The organism is Corynebacterium sp. LK26, assembly GCF_014335085.1.
Lineage (GTDB): Bacteria > Actinomycetota > Actinomycetes > Mycobacteriales > Mycobacteriaceae > Corynebacterium > Corynebacterium jeikeium_D.
The window spans coordinates 528,482-547,779 of record NZ_PDHB01000001.1 but is presented as its reverse complement, the minus strand read 5'-3'; the positions used below and the strand labels follow the sequence as shown (position 1 = coordinate 547,779).

15 protein-coding genes and 1 tRNA gene are annotated in these 19,298 nt (G+C 58.6%); 11 read left to right on the top strand and 5 right to left on the bottom strand.

The genetic code is table 11. From position 1 onward, the window contains the following. Positions 1-3: 3 nt before the first annotated feature. The 7 genes from CRD13_RS02425 (at position 4) to CRD13_RS02395 (ending at position 7,225) form a co-directional block, all read left to right on the top strand. Positions 4-2,661, top strand: coding sequence for an ATP-binding protein (locus CRD13_RS02425; protein WP_147765746.1), 2,658 nt, complete (start codon positions 4-6; stop codon positions 2,659-2,661). A 14-nt stretch (positions 2,662-2,675) separates the two neighbouring features. Next, positions 2,676-3,167, top strand: coding sequence for a MarR family winged helix-turn-helix transcriptional regulator (locus CRD13_RS02420; RefSeq protein ID WP_049194116.1), 492 nt, complete (start codon positions 2,676-2,678; stop codon positions 3,165-3,167). A 71-nt stretch (positions 3,168-3,238) separates the two neighbouring features. Next, positions 3,239-3,691 (top strand): MarR family winged helix-turn-helix transcriptional regulator, encoded by a 453-nt coding sequence (locus tag CRD13_RS02415; protein ID WP_070437896.1) that lies wholly within the window; start codon positions 3,239-3,241, stop codon positions 3,689-3,691. A 168-nt stretch (positions 3,692-3,859) separates the two neighbouring features. Continuing rightward, positions 3,860-5,062, top strand: a complete 1,203-nt coding sequence (locus tag CRD13_RS02410; RefSeq protein WP_070429338.1) for an ABC transporter substrate-binding protein — start codon at positions 3,860-3,862, stop codon at positions 5,060-5,062. A 30-nt stretch (positions 5,063-5,092) separates the two neighbouring features. Next, on the top strand, positions 5,093-6,268 hold the full coding sequence (locus CRD13_RS02405) for an iron ABC transporter permease (protein ID WP_070546782.1): 1,176 nt from the start codon (positions 5,093-5,095) through the stop codon (positions 6,266-6,268). After that, a complete protein-coding gene (locus CRD13_RS02400) occupies positions 6,268-7,059 on the top strand; it encodes an ABC transporter ATP-binding protein (protein WP_070546779.1) in 792 nt (263 codons plus the stop codon). Before CRD13_RS02405 ends, CRD13_RS02400 begins: the two co-directional genes overlap by 1 nt. Before the next feature lie 93 nt (positions 7,060-7,152). Further along, positions 7,153-7,225, top strand: a tRNA-Arg gene (locus tag CRD13_RS02395). A gap of 195 nt (positions 7,226-7,420) precedes the next feature. Here CRD13_RS02395 and CRD13_RS02390 read toward each other — a convergent pair. The 4 genes from CRD13_RS02390 to CRD13_RS02375 form a co-directional block, all read right to left on the bottom strand. Further along, the gene (locus CRD13_RS02390) at positions 7,421-8,443 is read right to left on the bottom strand and encodes a pirin family protein (protein ID WP_070546777.1); all 1,023 of its coding nucleotides are present in this window, start codon (positions 8,441-8,443) and stop codon (positions 7,421-7,423) included. A gap of 91 nt (positions 8,444-8,534) precedes the next feature. Continuing rightward, a complete protein-coding gene (locus CRD13_RS02385; RefSeq protein ID WP_083301607.1) occupies positions 8,535-9,263 on the bottom strand; it encodes an LUD domain-containing protein in 729 nt (242 codons plus the stop codon). A gap of 2 nt (positions 9,264-9,265) precedes the next feature. After that, positions 9,266-10,846: a LutB/LldF family L-lactate oxidation iron-sulfur protein gene (locus tag CRD13_RS02380; RefSeq protein WP_187401214.1), complete on the bottom strand. Its 1,581-nt coding sequence runs from the start codon at positions 10,844-10,846 to the stop codon at positions 9,266-9,268. Further along, entirely contained in the window at positions 10,846-11,634 is a 789-nt protein-coding gene (locus tag CRD13_RS02375) for a (Fe-S)-binding protein (RefSeq protein ID WP_042388597.1), read from the bottom strand. Before CRD13_RS02375 ends, CRD13_RS02380 begins: the two co-directional genes overlap by 1 nt. A gap of 213 nt (positions 11,635-11,847) precedes the next feature. Between CRD13_RS02375 and argS the strand changes: the two genes are divergently transcribed. The 4 genes from argS to thrB all read left to right on the top strand — a co-directional run bounded on the left by argS (position 11,848) and on the right by thrB (position 17,242). Then, a complete protein-coding gene (gene argS, locus CRD13_RS02370) occupies positions 11,848-13,500 on the top strand; it encodes an arginine--tRNA ligase (protein WP_187401213.1) in 1,653 nt (550 codons plus the stop codon). A 65-nt stretch (positions 13,501-13,565) separates the two neighbouring features. After that, entirely contained in the window at positions 13,566-14,984 is a 1,419-nt protein-coding gene (gene lysA / locus CRD13_RS02365; RefSeq protein ID WP_187401212.1) for a diaminopimelate decarboxylase, read from the top strand. Beyond that, positions 14,981-16,315, top strand: coding sequence for a homoserine dehydrogenase (locus tag CRD13_RS02360; protein ID WP_016422448.1), 1,335 nt, complete (start codon positions 14,981-14,983; stop codon positions 16,313-16,315). Before lysA ends, CRD13_RS02360 begins: the two co-directional genes overlap by 4 nt. After that, the gene (thrB, locus tag CRD13_RS02355; RefSeq protein WP_049190091.1) at positions 16,316-17,242 is read left to right on the top strand and encodes a homoserine kinase; all 927 of its coding nucleotides are present in this window, start codon (positions 16,316-16,318) and stop codon (positions 17,240-17,242) included. 45 nt (positions 17,243-17,287) lie between these two features. On the opposite strand, the gene CRD13_RS02350 is transcribed toward thrB, so the two are convergent. Next, entirely contained in the window at positions 17,288-19,006 is a 1,719-nt protein-coding gene (locus CRD13_RS02350) for a long-chain fatty-acid--CoA ligase (RefSeq protein ID WP_150963227.1), read from the bottom strand. Between the last annotated feature and the right edge of the window lie 292 nt (positions 19,007-19,298).

Genomic DNA, 19,298 nt, shown 5'->3' with positions numbered 1-19,298 from the left:
ATCATGCGTTTTCACGACATCGAATTACACAATGTACGTGCGATTGATTCACTCTCAATCACAGGGCTAGCCGAGCGGGGCGTGGTAGTGATTTCCGGTGAAAACGAGTCGGGTAAGACGACAATCGCCAAAGCTATTCACGTTGCGCTGACGACAAAATGGAAGTCCAGGTCAAGCGAAGCGCTTAGTCTGAACAGTCACTCCAGCCAGGAAAAGCCGCAGGTTAAGCTCCGGCTGGAGCTTGACGGCTACGAATTTACGCTGGACAAGATCTTTGGTAGCACCAAGGACACCGGCACAATCGTCACCGTCCACTCTCCGACAGCCGAGGTTCTTAAAGATGACCAGGCGGAAGAGTGGCTGGCCGCACGAATGCACAATGCTGACACCAAGAACCTGTGGCAGGTTTTCGTTGCTGAACAGGGGCAAGCGCAAAAGACACTCTCCTTGGGCGGTTATGCGCAGGTCACAAGCGCACTGCAGTCGGCATCGGGGCAGCGCGCGGAAACCGCAGAAGAGGTAGGTCTGTTTGAAGCCGTTGAAGCTGAATACGGCAACTATTTCCAAAAAAATGGCAAAGAGCGCAAGCAGCTTACCGACGTAGACAAGGAGCTGGCGGAAGCCCAGCGGGTGCGCGACGAAGCGGCGAAAAAGGTCCGAGAATTCGAAGCGCTCAATGAGGAAGCTGCTCGTAATGAAGAAAGCCAACACACGCAGCGGGCATCGTTGCCAGAAGCCAAAAACGAAGTCGAGCATTGGGCGCAGGCACTCGAAGAACTCGAAAAGTTCAGGGTTGCCGTGTCCCAGGCACAGGAGGTCTCTGCAGCGGCGAAGCAGCAGCTGGACTTAGCTAAACAGGCTCAGCAAGAGCGCGAAACCTTCATTCAGCAGGCACAAGATGCCAGGGATCAGCATTCCGTCGCAGAGAAGAAAGTTGCTGAACTTAAGGAAGCGTTCGATAAGGAGGTCGCAGCTTTAAAGAAGGCGCAGGAGGATCGCGATGCAGTTGTGACCGCGTACCGCGAAGCTCGAAAAGTAGAAGAGCTGGCTGCAGCTGAAGTCGCATTGGGGGAGAAGCGCGGCTTGGTCGAAGCTCTGTCGAAGCGAGTGGAGAAGCTCGATGAGCTCCGTGCACAATTGGCAGAGCACAAGGAGGTAATTGCACGAAATTCCGTTACCGAGGAGGTACTGGAAAAACTGTTGACCTGCGAACGCGAAGTTGTAACAGCCACCGCTGTGCTGGAGGCATCGAGCCCGAGTGTGCAGCTCTCGGCTAGTAGTGCGCAGGAGGTCACGGTCGACGGCGAGAAAGTGGGGCTAGCTCCGGAGGCTGAGACAGTTCAACGTGCGGTTACTAAGCCGTTGGCCATCGAAGTTGGCGACGTCACGGTTGCTATCCAGCCCGGAGACGGCTCAGATTCGCAGCAGCGCAAGCTAGAAAAAGCAGAGATATCGCTCAAGGAACAGCTTGAGGCGGCAGGCGCTGATTCCGTCGCGGAAGCACAAGAGGCACACACACGACGTCGTGAAGCGGAAAAAGCAAGATTCCAGGTGGAGACATCCATAACTGCGGTGTCCGACGGTGTGGAGTATCACCAGCTGACCGCAGAGTTGGACGATGCGAAGGAAGAAGCACGAGTACAGGGCGAGCGGTATCGGGAACTTGCGGGCGAGGATGCGCCGACGGAGATTGACTTGGTGTCGGCAAAGTCGCGGCTGGAAAAAGCTGCAGGGGGGCGTAGGGATGCCGAGTCGGAGCGTGACAACGCCGATATACGCTTGTCGAAGCTGGAAAAGCGACCTGCACACGCCAACTATACGAAGGCCAGCAGCGAGCTTGAAGGGGCTCGGTCCGTCCTGAAGGTCCGCGAAGATTCGCTTACGACGGCGCGAGAAAAAGCCTCGGATGCCGAGATTTTTGCTGCGGTGGAAAACCGAGGCAAGGACTATGAGGCGGCAGAAGAGCAACTGGCTGCGGCTCTGAAAGAGCTGGCGCAGCGGGATGCCGACGACGTGGAAGCATCGCTCGCGGGCGCTAAGCAGCGACGGGATGCAGTTGAGAATCGCCTGGCTGAGCTGGAAAAGCGCCGGCAAGAGATTCGGGTGCACTTGGACTATTTCGACAGCGCGAATGAGAAGCTGGCAGCTGCTGAGGGGGTAGTGGAGCGAACACAGCGAGATCGGGACTCGATGCGTCGCCGTGCAGCCGCCGCCAAGACTCTTATGGAGGTAATGACACAGGCACGTGCGGCATCGCGGAATGCGCTGGCTGACCCCTTGCTCCGCAAGCTCGAAGAGTACGGCGGCGGTGTGTTCGGTGCGGGAACCCAGTTCACGATGAATGAGGACTTGCAGATTGAGTCACGGTCTAATGCCGATGGCAAGTTCGATGTCGATGAACTATCTGGTGGAGCGCAAGAGCAGCTGGACATTCTGCTGCGCTTGGCCGTTGCCGGTGTCATGGAGGGCGGCCAAGGCGCCCCGGTGATTATTGATGATGCGTTAGGTTATTCAGACGAACACCGTTTGCGGCGGATGAATAATGCTCTTGCCAAAGCGGGGCGCGATATGCAGGTATTAGTCCTGACGTGCGATGAAGCTCGGTTTGATCGTGTGACAGGAGCGGAGTTTATGAAAATTCAGGATTTGGTTTCAAGATAGTAGGCTCTGTACATATGCAAGATGTTCCGTGGTTAAGTGATGAAGAGCAGCGGTTATGGCGCTCAATTCTGAACGCTAAACGGGCCGTTGACAGGTCAATCGACCTTCAGCTGCAAGATTCTCTCGATATTTCCACTGCAGATTTTTCGGTTCTGGTTGCTCTCTCCGAGGCTGAAGACAATGTTGTCCGCATGCGCACCCTGTGTGAGTCCCTGGAATGGGACCGCAGCCGAATGTCGCACCAAATTACTCGCATGGAGCGACGCGGACTAGTAACTAAGGAACGCTGCGCCTGCGATAACCGTGGTATCGATGTCACGCTTACTGAACACGGTCGAACCGTGATTGAGAAGGCGGCGCCGAACCATGTGAAGCTTGTACGTCATGTCGTGTTTGACGTGCTCGGTGAAAATATCGACTATCAGGGGATTTCCGCTGTGCTCGATAAGATTGCAGCGACCGCCAATGCTGCGGTCACCGATTCCGTCGACGGAAAAGCAGAGTAGTCAAAAGTTTTTCTGTGAGTGTTTTCTCATTTGTCTCCGCTTCGAGGCTCTCACCATTAGCCTAGAGCAGTATGAACTCATTTGAATGGCTGAGTGATGATGAACAGCTCTTTTGGCAGTCGATGGTAGCTGCTTTTCGCGAGGTAGAGCGCAATATTGAGCGGAGCCTACGCACTCGCACCGGGCTGACGTTCGCTGACTTTACCCTGCTCATCGCTTTGCATGAGGTGGAGGATGGGATTCTGCATGTTGACAAGATTTGTGATCGACTGAAGTGGAACCATCCCCGCGCGCTGCTGCATACCAACAGGTTGGAAAAGCGCGGATTTATTCACACCGAAGACCACGGCGAAGACCCGGACTCGGATTATGTCGTCGTCTTAACAGGCGTTGGTCGGCACGTGTTTGCCGAGGCGGCGCCGGATTATGTAGACACTGTTCGCCAGGAAGTTATTTCACCACTTGCTAATGAAGACCGCGAAGTGATGCTGAGGTGCTTCCAGTCGGTTCTCGAAAGGAAGTAAGACTTCCACGCCCTGCTAGTAAAACCACCACTAGCAGGGCGCTTTTTCTCTACGTTTCAAGCTGTAAGGTAAGGCGTGCCTAAAGCAAAGGGGTGACTGTTCACTTCTCTTTGTGCACCCTAAGTACCAAAAATTACGCAGAAATAAACAAGGCAGAAACTGAAACGCATGAGAGTCAATATTTTCGCCAAGGCTAAAACCGCGCCAAAGACCAAAACTCTGGCCGCAATCGGGTGTGCAGCGCTGAGCTTCGTCGCTACAGCATGCGGTGCGGACGCAGAGTCGAACGAGGCTGCCGACAACAAAGGAGAACTCACTGTCACTGATGTCGCAGGTCGCACTGTGACCTTCGACAAGCAGCCAGAACGAGTCGTGCTCGGTGAAGGCCGCGCCATGTTTGTCACCGCGATGCTTGACCAAGAAAACCCGGGTGACCACGTTGTCGCCATGGGCAGCGATTTGCATTCGGGCGCACCGTCGTTTGAAACCAAGCTTTTCGAGACGAACCCCGAGCTGAAAGACATGCCGACCATCGGCAATATCGCCAAGGGCGATGTCACAGTTGAAAACCTCATCTCCCACGACCCAGACGTGGTCGTCATGACCCTTGACCACAAGAAGGCCGCGGAGCAGTCCGGTTTCCTCACCAAGCTCGATCAGGCAGGTCTGAAGTACGTATTCACCGACTTCCGGCAAAAGCCCCTGGAGAATACCGCCAAGTCCGTCGAGCTCCTCGGCCAGATCGTCGATGAGCAGGACAATGCCAAGAAGTTCACCGACTTCTACACAAAGCGCGTCAACGAGATCACCGAACGTGCCGCCAAGCTCGAAGACAAGCCAAAGACCTTCGTCTGGCGAGCAGCCGGTCTCAAGGATTGCTGCTCGACCGTCAACAAGTCCAACCTCGGTGACCTTGTCACAGCAGCCGGCGGTGAGAACCTCGGAGACAGCCTCCTCGACACCGAATCGGGCGACGTGACCGCAGAGAAGGTCCTGTCCGTCCAGCCGGAGAAGATCATCGCCACCGGTGGTTCTTGGGCGCTCGATCCGAAGAAGCCGGAAGTGCTGCCACACGTCGAACTCGGCTACACCGCCACCCCAGAGACCGCACAGCGCACTCTGGAAGGCCTGCTGAAGACTCCGGGTTTTGACACCCTGACCGCGCCGAAGAAGGGTGATCTGTACGCCGCCTTCCACCAGTTCTACGACTCGCCGTACAACGTCTTCGCGCTCGAGCAATTCGCCAAGTGGATTCACCCAGAGGAGTTCGCTGACCTCGACCCGGTCGCTGACTTCGCCAAGTTCCACAAGGACTACCTGCCCTTCGAACTCAGCGGCACCTTCTTCACCGCGCTGGAGCCGACCAAGTAACCCATCTTCCACCATCGAAGAAGGAATCCGATGACTTACACCAATCTGCACGCTCCCGCGTCAGGGCTTGACGACGAACCCCGCGAGCCCACCTCCACCAACGACAGTGGCGGTCAAGAGTCGCAGCCCGCCACCGAACAGCACGAGTGTCCGTCGTCAAGCACGACCTACGACTCTGCGCGACAGTACCGACGACGCTCCGCCCGGAAGATTGCCGTTATTGCGGTGCTGGTGGGGCTGGCCGTGTGCGCGTTTGTAGTAGCGACGATCGTGGGGCCGATGTCACTGAGTGTGGGGGATGTCGTCCGGGGCATCGTGAGCCCGAATGATGTTGACGAAACCACTCGTACGGTGCTGTGGAAGCTGCGCCTGCCTGCATCAGTGATGGCAGTGCTGATTGGTGCAGCGCTGTCGCTTGCCGGTGCACAGATGCAGACAATCCTCGACAACCCACTGGCGGAGCCGTTTACCCTCGGTATTTCGGCTGCAGCGGCGTTCGGTGGGGCGGCATCGATTGTGCTGGGCTGGGTGATCATTCCGCATGCGCAGTTCAACCTGGCGGCCGTGGCCTGGGTATCATCCGTCATCGCGGTGGCGATTGTGGCGGCGGCGTCGGTATGGCGCGGCTCGGGTAAGGAATCGATGATTCTGCTGGGTATTGGTCTGGTGTTTCTATTCCAAGCGCTGTTGTCGCTGTTGCAATACCGCGCGACTACCGAGGCGCTCCAGCAGATTGTGTTCTGGACGATGGGCTCGCTCCAGCGCGCGAACTGGGTGGCCAACGGCATTATTGCGGCGGCACTGCTGATCGCCATTCCGTTCACCATTCGCTATGCGTGGGCGCTGACGGTGCTGCGACTTGGCGATGCCCGCGCAAAAGCCGTGGGCATCAATGTGGATAGGCTGCGCATTGCGACGCTGATTGTAGCCTCGCTGCTGGCGGCAACCGCAGTGGCCTTTGCCGGCATCATCGGCTTCATCGGACTGGTCGGTCCACACATTGCGCGCATGCTGGTCGGTGAAGAACAGCGCTTCTTTGCCCCGGCATCGATGGCGGCAGGCGCGGCGCTGCTGGCGGCAGCTCATGCGGTATCCATCACGGTGGTGCCGGGTGTGGCAGTGCCGATTGGCATCATTACCGCAATCGTCGGTGTCCCATTTTTTGTTGGCTTGGTTTTCCTGCGTAAGAGGACGGTGTGGAACTAATGGGCGTATTTCTCGATGTCAACGAAGTAGCTGCAGGCTATGGCAAGCGGAAGGTGCTGCGCGGGGCCTCAGTACGCACGCTGAAGCCCGGTACGGTGACGGGTTTGCTCGGGCCAAACGCTGCGGGCAAATCCACACTGATGACCACTCTGGCGGGGATTCGAAAGCCCATGTCCGGGGAGATTGCACTGACCCGTGACAATGAGCGGGTCATCGGCTCCGAACTGCGCGATGTGGTGGGCTACGTGCCGCAGGATCTGCCGGCTAGCGCCTCGCTGACCGCATTCGAATCGGTACTGGTCTCTGGTCGGCGCGCCGGGCGTCTGCGCGTGCGCGGCTCCGAGATTGAGCACACGGCGGAGGTTCTCCGGAAGGTTGGTATTGAGCACCTTGCCGACCGCTTCGTCGGCGAGCTCTCCGGCGGTCAGCGTCAGCTCGTCGCCGTCGCGCAGATGTTTGTCCGCGATCCCGAGGTCATGCTTCTCGACGAACCCACCTCCGCCCTCGACCTGCGCCACCAGGTGGAACTCCTAAAACTCGTCCGCGCGGAAGTCTCCTCACGGAGCTCCTTGGCGCTCGTCGCAATCCACGATCTCAATCTCGCAGCCCGCTACTGCGATGAGCTTGTCATGCTTCACGACGGCCACGTGGTTGCCCAGGGGAGTCCTGCTGACGTTCTCACACCGGATCTTTTGGCCCGCGTCTATGGAATTCGAGCCCGCGTGCTTAATGATGGAGGCGTTCCTGTGGTGTGTCCTATTGAGGAAGACCAGGTTTCTGAGGCCGCATAGTGCGGATTTGGCTGGGGTGCGGGGCATTTCGCTAATCGCCCCAGCCAAGTGGTAACATCTTTTCTCGTTGCACTTGTTGTGCTTGTGCCACACGCCCCCGTAGCTCAGTGGATAGAGCGCCGGTTTCCGGTACCGAAGGTCGGAGGTTCGACTCCTCTCGGGGGCACGTCTTATCCCTTAAGCGGTTAGGTTCGATTAGATTCGCCTGGTTGCTTGAGGGATTTTTGTTTCGGGTGTACCTGGCGGAAACGGGCCAATCCGAGTTACTGACTGCGTTTATGACAAAAATGACCCAAAAAATGGCCTGAAAGTGTCATAAACTCACACAGTTTCACATGTGCAGCCCGCCGGGGGATCCCGGTTAGTTGACCGGGCGACGAACCGTACCGTCCGGATAGCGGGCAAAGCGCCCCTCTTCAAAGGGTGCAACCGGATCGTTGGAATCAAACCGCCATGCGCCGAACTCGCCACGCTGGTAGGCATCGAATGCTTCAACGAGCTCTTCGCGGCTATTCGCGACAAACGGGCCATGCTGATACACGGGAGCGCCAATCGGTCGGCCTTGGAGGATGAGCGCGAAGGCCCCCTCGTCACCTGCAGAAATGTCCAGTGCCTCGGTTGAGCGCAGCACTGCGCCCTCTTGCACCAGCGTTTCGCCCTCGATAGTGAGGCTGCCGCGTAGAGAGTAGAGAGTCCGAATTGTCTCGGCATAATTGGTTGGTGGCAACGTTAGCTGTGCGTTCGGCTGCAAACGCAGCACCCACACGGCTACATCGGAATCTGGTGCAGCGGCCCAGGATTCCGGTGGTGGAGCAAGCGGCTGAGTATCGCCGAATGCGCCCGCGATGACCTTTATGTCGTAGCCGTGGCCATTGTCATCAGTGCCGGTGACATGCGGAGTGTCTTCTGCCCAGAACATCTGGAAGTGCGGCTTTGCCCCCTTGCCTTCGGGCGGCAGGTTCAGCCAAATCTGAAACATGTGGTGAGGATTGGGGCCGTCGTTATGCAGAAGCGGGAACATTTCAGCATGCGCAGTGCCTGCGCCGGTGGTCAGCCACTGCGTGTCGCCCTCGCCGTAACGAGCCTGTGCGCCCTCGGCGTCGGTGTGGTCAACAAAGCCTTCCTCGACGATCGAGATGGTTTCAAAGCCGCGGTGTGGGTGGGAGGGGAAGCCGGGGACGGTTGTGCCGTGGTACATGGACCAGCCGTCCTTGCCGGAAAAGTCCATGCCGATATTACGGCCGAGCAGAGAGGCATCGGGAGCCATAGTTTGGCCCTTGGCCTGTGGATATAGGTCATAGTGGTGGACGGCAAACAGGAATGGGTCCATACCTGGAAGCTGCGGATTATCGGCTACGGAGAATTTTTGAATGATTGCGCTCATGACAGGCTCCTTTGGCTAGCTAAATTCATCATCCACAACAAAATGTTGGCGTGTCAATCAAAATGCTAGCCAAGAACCGACCCGACTGTCTCTACTCAGCAATAATCACAATCAGCGTGCGCGGCCCGTGGACACCTTCGACTCGGGTGAGCTCGATGTCCGAGGTCGCAGAAGGCCCCGAAATCATAGTGATTGGAGCAGTGGGATCACTCTCGCGTAGACGGGAAAATGCCTCCGGAATGCCGTAGACGACCGTGGAAGCGGGCACAACGCAGATGTGAATATCCGGCACCAAGGTCAGCGCGCGGCGGCCAGAAGTGGCCGAACCGTCCAGGAAAATGGTGCCGGTCTCGGCGCAGGTGACAGCAGAGCTGGTGACAATCGCATCGAGCTCGTCCAGCTCTTCGGCGGTGAAACCGGTATCGACGCGAATCTCGGTGGTGGCCTTACCTCCACCAGACTCCAACCCCGCAACCCACTCGCGGTCTAGACCTTCGGGAATACCAATCAACGAGGCCCCGACATCAGCAATTGCCTTCTTCACAGCCTCATTGATGTCGGTTGCCGAGCTGCCACAGTGGCGCACGTCGGCCTTGTAATCGGCGATGCGCTCGTCGGCAAGCGAAATGATCTCTTTGGCCGTCAGGTCGGAGGAGCGCTCGTAGTCGCGGGGGATGTCGAAATGCGCGCCGGGCTCGCCAGGGATGATGCCCACGTCAGAGGCCAAGTCACGGCCTTCGAAGGCGATTTTCTGAGCATTGCGGATACGCTCGAGGATTTCGCTCTTGGCAATGTTTGCGGATGCTGAGGAGTGGGACATCGCTAGGCCTCCTTGCCGGATGTGTCGGACGAGTCAGATTGATCAGAACTCGACAGCCCATTAATCTTCGTCGGAACCTGATTGGTCGATTCGCGGGTCAGCTGCGCCGAGAAATCCTTCGAACCCCACAGTGAGCGGAACGGCTTCTTCGGCGGAACCGGCGTATCTCGCACATCCGACCACCCGCTGAGGAAGAGCGGCAGGGCGTGAATCTCGCCGTCCTTCAAACCGAGTACGCGGGCGAGGGAGGCCATCTTTGCGCTCATGTTCCAGAGCTTCTGATTGCCCATGATGAACCCGAGCGTGGCAAACAGCTTGCCCTCCACCGGCGGGCGGTGCTCCGTGACCTTACGGTGACGCAGCTCCAGCAGTGCCGCAGGGATGTCAATTCGCACCGGGCAGACCTCAAAGCAAGCCCCGCACAGCGAAGACGCATAGGGCAGCGAAGCATTCGGATCATCGTAGGAATCCATGCCAGTGAGCTGCGGGGACAAAATCGCACCAATCGGGCCCGGGTAGACCGAACCGTAAGCGTGACCGCCCACGTGCTCATAAACAGGGCAGATATTCAGGCATGCCGAGCAGCGAATGCACTTCAGCGCTTCACGCCCAATCGGATCTGCAAGAGTGGCCGAGCGCCCATTGTCCAGCAACACAATGTGGAAATTCTTCGGGCCGTCGCCGTCGGTCGTTCCCGTCCACAGAGAGGTGTAGGGATTCATACGCTCGCCTGTCGACGACCGTGGCAGTAGCTGCAAGAACACTTCCAGATCCTGGAAGGTGGGAAGCAGCTTCTCAATACCCATCACCGAAATCAGTGTTTCCGGCAGCGTGAGACACATACGGCCGTTGCCCTCTGACTCGACGACGGCCACAGTACCGGTTTCGGCCACACCGAAGTTGGCGCCGGAAATCGCAACCTTGGCCTCCATAAACTGCTCGCGCAGAAACTTACGGGATGCCTCGGCCAGATCGGCCGGATTGGCTTTCAAATCCGGGTCGACTCCTGGGATTCCATTGAGGAAGATCTCGCGGATATCCTCGCGATTGCGGTGGATAGCAGGAACCAGGATGTGGCTCGGCATGTCGTCGGCAAGCTGAACGATGAGTTCCGCCAGGTCGGTTTCGCGGGCGGTGATGCCGGCATCGGCAAGCGCTTCATTCAAGCCGATTTCCTGTGTGGCCATCGACTTAATCTTGACGACCTTTTCTTCGCCGGTCTCTTTCACCAAGTCCGTGATGATGCGGTTTGCCTCGGCGGCATCGCGCGCCCAGTGGACGTGACCGCCGGCATTCGTAACTGACTCTTCAAACTGCTCCAGCAGTTCCGGCAGACGCGCCATAACATCGCGCTTGATGTGGCTGCCCGCGAGCCGCAGCTGCTCCCAGTCATTCTTCTCGGCTACGACATGCGCGCGCTTCTGACGAATCGAACGCGTGGCATGACCGACATTTTCGCGCATGCGAGTGTTCTTGAGCTCCTCGTGCGCTGCGGCCGTGAACCCGCGCGTACCGCGCAGATGCCCGACGTTGTGCGGCGCGCGGGGAGGAAGGGCTGGCATGCCGACGTTAACTGCGACCATTACTGTTCACCTCGCAGGGAAGCTTCTTGGCGGTTGTGCACATCAAACGGGGTCTCCTTGGTGGAGGCCAGAATCTCGGCCATATGGATGGCGTGCACGCCAGAGTCCTGGCGACGCAGCGCGCCACCGATATTGAGCAAGCAGGAAGCATCGCCAGCGGTGACGAACTCCGCTTCCGTAGCGCGAATATTGGCTGTCTTGTCGGCAACCATTGCAGCGGAGGTCTCCGCATTCTTCACCGAGAAGGTGCCGCCAAAACCGCAGCACTCCGCCGCGCCAGGCAGCTCGCGCAGATCGATTCCATCGACTGCACTGAGCAGCCGCCACGGACGGTCGCCCACCTTGAGTACCCGCAAGCTGTGGCAGGTGGAGTGGTAGGTCACTGAGTGGGGGAAGTAAGCACCGACGTCAGTCACACCAGCGACATCGGTGATGAACTCGGAGAGATCCAGCGTCTTGTTCGCGCAGGCCTGTGCCGCGTGGACTTGGGCACGGGTACCGTAGCGGCCCGCAATCATCGGATGCTGGTGGCGAACGGCGCCGGCGCAGGAACCGGACGGGGCGACAACGTAATCAATCGAGGAATCTGCAAAAGCATCAGCGTAGGTGTCCAGCTGAGGAAGGACTTCCTTCTGGTACCCGGTGTTGACGTGCATTTGGCCGCAGCAGGTTTGTTGTGGTGGAAAGACCACATCGCATCCTAGGCGCGTGAGAACTCTGGCGGTCGCACTCACTGCATCTGGAAACATCATGTCCCCGATGCAGGTCGCGAAAAGTGCTACTTTCACGGTCGCTCCAAAAAGGGTTGAGGGGTAAGGCAATAATTTCCTACCTGAATGCTACGCCTAGCCCCGGATTAAATCTGTTCTCAACCTGAATTCGGCTGGATCGTGAAAGGGGCGCAGGACAGCCGGAGGCGGTGGCCTGCAGATACCCCTCAAATCAATCTTTTGGTGGCTGATGTTTCCACGACTGCGATTGACCTAATAGGATAGGCAATCGTGAATCCTGCTGATCTTGCTGTACTAGTCCGAAAAGTCACCGTCGAGGTTTTGACTGCCCACGATGCCGATGTCTCTATCGTGCCGGAAAACCCGACCGTCGAGCGTCCGCGTAACCCTGAGCACGGCGACTACGCAACCAATATCGCCATGCAGCTGGGCAAGCGCGTCGGCATGGTGCCGCGTGACTTGGCAACTGAAATTGCCACAGCGCTCGGCGCTTCTGAGGGCATCGATGAAGCAACCATCGCAGGCCCGGGCTTTATTAACATCCGCCTGGCCTCCGATGCCCAGGGCAAGATCGTCGAGGACGTCCTGGCAGCGGGGGAGAAGTGGGGCCATGCCGACTTCAACTCCAACCTCGACGTGAACCTGGAGTTTGTCTCCGCAAATCCGACCGGGCCGATTCACCTGGGTGGTACTCGCTGGGCAGCAGTCGGTGACGCTCTCGGTCGTGTCCTGTCTGCCACCGGTGCCAAGGTCACCCGCGAGTACTACTTCAATGACCACGGTCGCCAGATTGACCGCTTCTCCGACTCCTTGGTTGCAGCCGCTCGCAACGAGCCGACTCCGGAAGATGGCTACGGCGGAGAGTACATCCAGGACATCGCCGCTGCTGTGCTGGAGAAGAACCCGCAGGCACTCGAGGGCTCTGAGGAAGAGGTCCAGGAGCACTTCCGCGCCATCGGCGTGGACATGATGTTCGAGCACATCAAGAAGTCTCTGCACGAGTTCGGCACCGATTTCGACGTTTACTTCCACGAAAACTCGCTGTTCGAGTCCGGTCAGGTGGAAGCAGCTGTCAATTCCCTGAAGGAAAACGGCAAGCTCTACGAAGCTGACGGCGCATGGTGGCTGAAGTCCACCGATTACGGTGACGACAAGGACCGCGTGGTCATCAAGTCCGACGGCGACGCAGCCTACATCGCAGGTGACATCGCCTACGTTAAGAACAAGTTCGACCGCGGCCACAACCTGTGCATCTACATGCTGGGTGCCGATCACCACGGCTACATCGCACGTCTGCGCGCGGCCGCTGCAGCGCTCGGCTACAACGCCGATGGCGTCGAGGTGCTCATCGGTCAGATGGTCAACTTGCTTCGCGACGGCAAGGCTGTCCGGATGTCCAAGCGTGCGGGCACAGTGGTCACCTTGGACGACCTGGTTGAGGCAATCGGCGTCGATGCTGCTCGCTACTCGCTAATCCGTTCCTCCGTGGACTCCAGCCTGGATATCGACCTGGGGCTGTGGGCTTCGCAGTCCAGCGACAACCCGGTCTACTACGTCCAGTACGGTCACGCTCGTCTGTGCTCAATCGGTCGCCGTGCCGAAGAGGCCGGTGTGACCAGCGAAGGCGCTGACTTCTCCCTGCTGGTAGAGGACCGCGAAGGTGAGCTCATCCGCACTATCGGTGAGTTCCCGGCCATCATCAAGTCTGCTGCTGACCTGCGGGAACCACACCGCATTGCCCGTTACGCTGAGCAGCTTGCCGGTGTCTTCCACCGCTTCTACGACACCTGCCAGATCCTGCCAAAGGCAGACGAAGAGGTATCCGAGCAGCACCGTGCTCGTCTCGGCCTGGCTGAGGCTACCCGCCAGACGCTGGCCAATGCTCTGCAGCTGCTCGGTGTTACTGCACCTGAGCGCATGTAGTCGAACGCGCCCGTAAAACTACACCCCGTTGCTCCGCCCGGGTAACGGAGAAAGAGAGCTGTTTCGTGCCTATCGACGGCAATGGTTTCGAACTGGGTGGCTACACCCGACCCGATTCCACCCAATTTAATGAACTACCAGCGCATGTCTGGCCAACTACCGCCCGTCGTCGGGGCGATGACGAAGATAACCCCGGCTCGGTGGAAATTGGCGGCGTGAGCCTGGTCGACATTGCCAAGGAATTTGGCACTCCAGCTTTTGTCGTCGATGAGCAGGACTTCCGCTCCCGCTGCCGCTCGATGGCCAAGGCCTTCCGCGGTGCGGAGAATGTCCACTACGCATCCAAGGCTTTCCTGTCGAAGACCATTGCCCGCTGGGTAATGGAGGAGGGGCTGCATCTCGATGTCGCCTCGGGCAACGAGATGGCTATCGCTATGGCGGCGGGATTCCCAGCCAAGGACATGACCTTCCACGGCAACAACAAGTCCACCGCTGAGCTGCGTGATGCTATCTCCGCCGGCGTGGGCAAGATTGTGCTTGACTCCCGTTCGGAGCTGCGTCGCCTGTCCCAGGTGGCGGCTGAAGCAGGCGTGGTGCAGGACGTGCTCGTTCGCGTGAAGCCCGGTGTGGAAGCGCACACCCACGAGTTCATTGCTACTGCGCATGAAGATCAGAAGTTCGGCTTTTCCCTCGCGTCCGGTTCTGCGCTGGAAGCTGCGAGCGTAGTAGAGGATGACGACAACCTGCGCCTGATTGGCCTGCATTGCCACATCGGTTCCCAGATTGTCGATTCCGACGGTTTCATTCTCGCCGCCGAGCGCGTGTTCTCACTGGTGGAAAAGCTGGTCGAACGCCACGGCACTGAAATCTCGGAACACTTCAACACTCTCGACCTTGGTGGCGGTTTTGGTATCGCCTACACCGCAGGCGAGCAGCCCCTCGACGTTGCTCCGCTTGCCGACGAGATCCTCACTGCCGTAGACAAGCTTGCGCAGCGTATCGGCATTGCGACTCCGGCAGTGGCTGTTGAACCAGGTCGTGCCATTGTTGGCCCGTCCATGGTCACGGTGTACGAAGTGGGCACTTTGAAGGATGTGACCATCGATGATGGCATGACCCGTCGTTACGTATCGGTCGATGGCGGAATGAGCGACAATATTCGTCCGGCGCTTTACGGCTCGAACTATGATGGTCGCGTCGTTAATCGCGAGGTGTCCGGTTCCAGGATTCCCACCCGCGTCGTCGGAAAGCACTGTGAATCGGGAGACATTCTGATTAACGATGCGAACTACCCGAACGACATTGTCGAGGGTGATCTGTTCGCGCTCGCTGCTACTGGGGCATACTGTTACGCAATGGCCAGCCGCTACAACATGCTGACGCGACCACCAGTAGTGTCGGTGTGCGATGGTCAAGTGACCCAAATATTAAGACGAGAAACTGTACAAGACTTACTAAGCCTGGAGTGTGAAACGCCACGATGACTGCCGCAACGAATAATCCTGGAAAGGGCGAGGGCCACAAAGTTGGTGTCGCTATTTTAGGTCTTGGCACAGTCGGTACTGAGGTTTACCGCCTGCTCAACGAGAAGGCTGAGGACTTCGAGCGCCGCATCGGCGGACCGGTCGAGGTCGTTGGTATTGCTGTGAGCGACAAGACCAAGCCGCGTCCGAATGTGGATCAGGATCTTCTTACCGACGATGCTTTTTCGCTGGTTCAGCGCGATGACGTTGACCTGGTAGTCGAGGTCATCGGCGGCATTGATTACCCACGTCGCGTTGTGCTGGAGGCACTGCGTGCCGGCAAGTCGGTCGTGACCGCCAACAAGGCACTCGTCGCCGCTCACGGCGAGGAGCTCTCTGAGGCTGCCGATTCCTCGGGTGTCGACCTTTTCTTCGAGGCAGCTGTGGCTGCAGCTATCCCGGTCGTCGGGCCGCTGCGCCGTTCGCTGGCCGGTGACACTGTCAATAAGGTCATGGGTATTGTCAACGGCACTACCAACTTCATCCTTGATGCGATGGACTCCACTGGTGCGGACTACGACGAGATGCTGGCAGAGGCCACCCGCCTGGGTTACGCCGAGGCCGACCCGACTGCAGACGTCGAGGGCCACGATGCCGCTTCCAAGGCAGCTATTCTGGCCAGCCTGGCATTCCACACCCGCGTGACTGCTGATGATGTTCACTGCGAGGGTATTACCGAGATCACCGCTGACGACATCGCAGCCGCCAAGAGCGCAGACTGCACCATTAAGCTGCTGGCTACCTGTGAGCGGGTTACGGACGAAAATGGCAAGGAGTCCATTTCCGCCCGCGTGTACCCAGCGCTGATTCCACGTCGTCACCCGCTGGCAACTGTGCGTGAGTCTTTCAACGCTGTCTTCATTGAGGCCGAGGCCGCTGGTCGCCTGATGTTCTACGGCAACGGCGCTGGTGGTAATCCGACCGCCTCCGCAGTGCTCGGTGACCTCGTTGCAGCTGCTCGCAACATTGTCCACGGTGGTCGCGCACCGGGAGATTCCACCTACGCTAACCTGCCGATTCTCGACTTCGGTGACGTTCGCACCCGCTACCACATCGACCTGCACGTCGACGATCGCGTCGGAGTGCTTGCCGATGTCGCTCGTACCTTCTCTGATCACAACATCTCCCTGCGCACCGTCCGCCAGGAAGAGGGCGCCAACGGCGCTCGCCTGGTCATCGTGACCCACAAGGCACTGGAGAAGGATTTGGAAGCAACGGTCGATGAATTGCGCGCCAACGACGCGGTTTTGGCCGTCAACAACGTCATTCGTATCGAAGGAATGGATATCTAAATGGCACAGGAGCTTTTCCCGGGTCAGAAGGTCACCGTCACGGTTGCAGGTTCGTCAGCGAACTTGGGCCCGGGCTTCGACACCCTGGGGTTGGCAGTTGCGCTCTACGACATCGTCGAGGTCGAGGTCATCGAGTCCGGTGTCGTCGTTGAAATTCACGGCGAGGGCGAAGTCGACCTGCCGCGCAACGAATCTAATCTGGTTTTGCGCGCGATTCGCGCGGGCCTTCGCGCCGCAGGAGTCGAGGCACCGGGGCTGAAGGTTATTTGCCACAACACCATTCCGCAGTCGCGCGGTCTAGGCTCTTCCGCAGCCGCCGCCGTTGCTGGTGTCGCTGCCGCTAACGGTCTGGCGGGCTTCCCGCTTACCGATGACCAGGTAATCCAAGAATCCTCGGTATTCGAAGGCCACCCGGATAACGCTGGCGCATCCGTTCTCGGCGGGGCAGTGGTCAGCTGGACTGACAAGCCTGTCGATGGTCGCACCGCACCTCAGTACCGAGCAGTGAGCATTCCGGTGCATGAGTCCATTCAGGCGACCGCACTCGTACCGGCATTCCACGCCTCCACGAATGCAGTCCGTCAGGTGCTGCCGAGCGATGTTTCGCATGTCGACGCTCGTTTCAATGTCTCCCGTACTGCGGTTATGACCGCAGCGCTGCAGTCCCACCCGGAACTGCTGTGGGAGGGAACGCGAGATCGCCTGCACCAGCCGTACCGCTCCGACGTGCTGCCGGTGACCGCAGAGTGGGTCAACCGCCTGCGCAACCGTGGCTACGCGGCATTCCTCTCGGGTGCTGGTCCGACCTGTATGGTTCTGGGAACTACTGCAGTAGATGAGAAGATCTTGGACGATGCCCGCGAGGCTGGCATCAAGGTCATGGAGCTGGGAATCGGTGAGCCGGTTAAGGTCGTGGTCGACGGCTAAGCCGCAGCTGCGGCCAGGTGCCGGGCCAGTGGCTTAGCCTGCTACCTACTTTTCGCCCGGCCCCTTCAGTTTCACGATGCTGTACTGACCTGCGCTCAAGTGCGAGCGCAGGTCTTTCTTGTCGAACTTGCCCACTGAGGTCTTATCGATTGAGTCCACGAAGGCCCAGTACTCCGGCAGCATCCACTTTGGCAGCTTTGGCCGCAGTTCATCGCGGAGCATTTCAGCGGTCTCCTTGCTCTGTTCAACTTCCGGCATCAGCACCGTAATGGCCAGTGGGCGCTCACCCCACTTTTTATCTGGCATGCCGATAATCGCGCACTCGAGTACCTGTGGGCTTTCCATTACGAAGTTTTCCAGCTGAGCGGAGTAGATCCACTCACCACCGGAACGAATGACATCGCGAGCACGGTCATGAATAGTCAGGTAGCCGTCGTGAGTAATCGAGCCGACATCGCCAGTGCGGAGCCACCCGTCCTCGGTGAACTGTTCGCTAGCCTCGTCGACCTCCGCACCGCGGAAGAAGTGCGCGGTGCCTCCATCTTGAGCCTCCGGAGAGCTGTAGTAGCCTCCGGTGACCGTGTTGCCGCGCACCTGCAGCTCACCCTGGTTGCGGTCATGCAGGTCGAGCACGCGGTCGTTGTCATCAACAATGCGGAACTGCATGATGTCCGGGAAACGTCCTTGGCTGACACGGTAGCGTTCGCGGGCCTCACCGGAGGCGCCGTACGGAGGTCGTGCCACGGTACCGATAGGCGAAGTCTCGGTCATGCCCCAGAAGTGGATGACATCGACACCGTAGCGCTCTTCCCATAGCCGAATCAGTGCAGGTGGGACAGGGGAACCGCCCGAGAAAATCTCCTGCAGACTCATGCGCTTCGGAGGATTGCTGAGGTAGTGCGCCATGAGGTTAATCCACAGCGTCGGCACGCCCTGAGCTACGCGCGGCATTGAGGTTTCGATGATTTCTGCCAGACGCGGTGCGGACAGGTCCGCGCCGGGGAAGATCAGCGATGCCCCGCACATGAAGGAGGCCAGCGGCACGCCCCAGGACAGGACGTGGTAAATGGGCACACAGCAAAGCCACGGGTTTCCATGCGAAATGGCAAAGGAGTCAGTGGTGCGCATATTCAGGCTGTGCAAGTACAGCGAACGGTGGCTGTAGACGACACCTTTAGGTGCGCCCTCGGTGCCCGTCGAATAGCACATGGCTGCACCGGAGTTTTCGTCGAGCTCAGGCCAGTCGAAGCGGCTGGGGCGTCCGTCGATGAGTGATTCGTAGGAGTACCACGGGATGCCAGCCGGCAGTTGCTCAGCCACATCCGACAGATCACCAATACCGATAATGATAACGGCGCGGACGCGCGGGCAGTGCGGAAGAACCTCGGCGAGCAGCTCAATCTCGGTCGGGTCTGCGATGATGACCTGGTCATCGGCGTGATTGATAATGTGCACAATCTGATCCGGCATGAGCTGCTTGTTCAGCGGCTGGAATACCGCGCCCATGGAGGCGACGCCGAGGAAGACCTCGAAGTGTTCGGTGCAGTTGTACATCAGGGTAGCGATGCGCTGGTCACCGTCGATGCCGAGCTCATCGCGAAGTGCATGTGCCAGCGCACTAGCGCGCGCGGCGATGGCGGAAAAAGTGGTGGTCTCAGGTCCGTCACTGTTCCAGGAGGTCACCGGAGTCCGACCGTGAATGGTGCGACCGTATTCCACAATCTGAGCGATATTGAGAGGAATATGAGGCATCGTACTGCGCATGAGCTCTACAGTACCGACTCGCAGCCCCGCGACCTAGCGAAACGCAGGTGAGAACTAGTGTTGCTACCTGACTATTTGGTGACTATCCTTGGTCAATAGGTCGTTTTCAATACGCGGATAGATACGTACTTCTTCATGTACTCCGCATGCCGTTGACCTTCGCAGTTGTTCACACAACGCGATGGCGCAACGTGACATTGAAAACACATAAATCAGTAGTGCGACTACATAGTCTTGCGGTGCTGTGGACCTAAAATTTCCTAACCATCTTCAGCCCGGACGCTCGGGTTTG

Bases quoted from the DNA above. Each gene is read 5' to 3' on its own strand.
- CRD13_RS02425 (WP_147765746.1), top strand. From the start codon at position 4: ATGCGTTTTCACGACATCGAATTACACAATGTACGTGCGATTGATTCA.
- CRD13_RS02420 (WP_049194116.1), top strand. From the start codon at position 2,676: ATGCAAGATGTTCCGTGGTTAAGTGATGAAGAGCAGCGGTTATGGCGC.
- CRD13_RS02415 (WP_070437896.1), top strand. From the start codon at position 3,239: ATGAACTCATTTGAATGGCTGAGTGATGATGAACAGCTCTTTTGGCAG.
- CRD13_RS02410 (WP_070429338.1), top strand. From the start codon at position 3,860: ATGAGAGTCAATATTTTCGCCAAGGCTAAAACCGCGCCAAAGACCAAA.
- CRD13_RS02405 (WP_070546782.1), top strand. From the start codon at position 5,093: ATGACTTACACCAATCTGCACGCTCCCGCGTCAGGGCTTGACGACGAA.
- CRD13_RS02400 (WP_070546779.1), top strand. From the start codon at position 6,268: ATGGGCGTATTTCTCGATGTCAACGAAGTAGCTGCAGGCTATGGCAAG.
- CRD13_RS02390 (WP_070546777.1), bottom strand. From the start codon at position 8,443: ATGAGCGCAATCATTCAAAAATTCTCCGTAGCCGATAATCCGCAGCTT.
- CRD13_RS02385 (WP_083301607.1), bottom strand. From the start codon at position 9,263: ATGTCCCACTCCTCAGCATCCGCAAACATTGCCAAGAGCGAAATCCTC.
- CRD13_RS02380 (WP_187401214.1), bottom strand. From the start codon at position 10,846: ATGGTCGCAGTTAACGTCGGCATGCCAGCCCTTCCTCCCCGCGCGCCG.
- CRD13_RS02360 (WP_016422448.1), top strand. From the start codon at position 14,981: ATGACTGCCGCAACGAATAATCCTGGAAAGGGCGAGGGCCACAAAGTT.
- thrB (WP_049190091.1), top strand. From the start codon at position 16,316: ATGGCACAGGAGCTTTTCCCGGGTCAGAAGGTCACCGTCACGGTTGCA.
- CRD13_RS02350 (WP_150963227.1), bottom strand. From the start codon at position 19,006: ATGCGCAGTACGATGCCTCATATTCCTCTCAATATCGCTCAGATTGTG.